1 protein-coding gene is annotated in these 945 nt (G+C 41.2%); it reads right to left on the bottom strand.

Features of this window, described 5'->3' with window-relative positions:
• Positions 1–19: 19 nt before the first annotated feature.
• Positions 20–907 (bottom strand): IS1595 family transposase, encoded by an 888-nt coding sequence (locus tag U3A58_RS21715; RefSeq protein WP_323826488.1) that lies wholly within the window; start codon positions 905–907, stop codon positions 20–22.
• Positions 908–945: the final 38 nt, after the last annotated feature.

The following is a 945-nucleotide window of genomic DNA, read 5'->3' as shown; positions in this document are numbered from 1 at the left end:
TAGAGGTGGCCATTTAACATCATATCAAATTCTGGATATATAATTTTTCAGCCTTAACCATTCTGTTGATCAGATTATGGAAAATGGTCTCTTTACTCTGAGACCGATTTGTTCTGTAGGAGAATTCACTAAGATAGCGATCAATGTGTCGTTTGCTGATCCAAGAATAAGTGGTTCTTAGCCATGTTTTCACTTTGTGGATCATGGTGTGAATGGCTTTGAAATTCAGTCCCAATTCACTCGGGACTTGCTTTATCGTGTATTCTTTGCCGATAGGACGATATCCTTTCCATTCGTCCGTGGTCACTTGGGCTATTTTATCAATGTGTTGATCAAAAATTGGACGGAGTGATTTGGCCGAAAAATCTTTGATCTGAAGTGCATAAAAGCGCTTTACTTTTCCTGCCTCAGTAAGCTCCACGGCACATACTACCTTCTTTTTCTTACCGCCGTAGCTCCTTCCGATGTGACCGGACTCCTGTCCTCCCACTACAAACTCATCCACATGAACTGATCCTTGAATAGGGTGCTTGCCACTGGATATCATACCTTCTCGTACTTTATGCATAAAACTCATTGCTGTTTTACGATTGATAGTGTATCGCCTGGAAACATACATTGCAGAGAGCCCTTTGGTCGTCGTACTCATTTCAAAACAGATGTGAAACGCCTTCAACATGCCGAATTTAACCTTATGAAACAGCGTGTCAGCACCAGCACTCTCAGTATCACTGCATTTATTACAGGTGCGTGCAAAGTCTTTCCTGATTTGACTACCCTTATGGCCGCATTTGCGACACGTATACCCATCTTTCCACTTAAGCTCAGCTAGGTATTTCTTGCAATCCAACTCGCTGTGGAAGCGTTGACTGAACTCTATAATCTCCTGACCTCGAAAAATATCCATTTCTTGCATTTTTAACAGTATAAATATATGCAATTATA

The sequence above is a fragment of the Algoriphagus persicinus genome, from assembly GCF_035156415.1.
GTDB lineage: Bacteria > Bacteroidota > Bacteroidia > Cytophagales > Cyclobacteriaceae > Algoriphagus > Algoriphagus persicinus.
The sequence above is the reverse complement of the archived record's forward strand: the minus strand, read 5'-3'. Positions and strand labels throughout refer to the sequence as shown.